Source organism: Pseudomonas sp. P7758, from assembly GCF_013386485.1.
Taxonomy (GTDB): domain Bacteria; phylum Pseudomonadota; class Gammaproteobacteria; order Pseudomonadales; family Pseudomonadaceae; genus Aquipseudomonas.
The window spans coordinates 1-691 of the sequence record NZ_JACARS010000149.1; the positions used below are offsets into that span (position 1 = coordinate 1).

General features: G+C 64.8%; 2 pseudogenes. One reads left to right on the forward strand and one right to left on the reverse strand.

What is annotated here, in order from left to right:
* Nucleotides 1-402: pseudogene (locus HX873_RS27125) on the reverse strand (precorrin-3B synthase); the annotation flags it as partial.
* Nucleotides 403-497: 95 nt separating this feature from the next.
* On the opposite strand from HX873_RS27125, the pseudogene HX873_RS31865 reads away from it, so the two are divergent.
* Nucleotides 498-691 (forward strand): annotated as a pseudogene (locus HX873_RS31865) (cobalamin biosynthesis bifunctional protein CbiET); the annotation flags it as partial.

The following is a 691-nucleotide window of genomic DNA, read 5'->3' on the forward strand; positions in this document are numbered from 1 at the left end:
GAAACGCGGGTGGGTTTCCAGGGTGGTGAGGATCTGGTCGGCCAACGGTCGGGTATCGAACAGCATCTCGCGGTCAATGCCGGCACTGGGGCTCAGCATCAGGTTGCGCACATCATCACCGGCGGCACGCTTGGGGCCCAGGTCGGCGGCCAGCAAGGCGGCGATCAATGCATCCTGTTCGGCGCCGATCCCGCGAATCTGCAGGTTGGCGCGGTTGGTCGCCTCGATCACCCCGCCGGCATGGGCCTGGGCGGCGTCGGCCACGGCAAACGCCTGCTCGGCACGGATCGAACCGCCCGCCAGTTTGATGCGGCAAATCCCGCCATCCAACGCCTGGACAATACGCAGCAACCCCGGACAGGCCGAGGGGCGCAAGGTATTGGACGGTGGTATTGGTTTCACGGGGCTACCGGTTCACGGGTAAAGGCGCGGTATTATGCCTGCTTTGTCCGGCGGCATGAAAAGCCTGCCCGTCGGATGTCGTTCAAGGAATTCATATGTCGCCCTGGCTGACGGTAGTAGGCATCGGTGAAGACGGCTTCAAGGGCCTGGGCAGAAACGCCCGGCACGCCCTGTTGCGCGCCTCGCGCATTATTGGCGGGCAACGCCAGCTGGACTTGTTGCCGGTGTGCATCCGTGGCGAACGCCAGGTGTGGCCCAGCCCGTTTTCCCTGGAGCCGGTGCTGGCCAG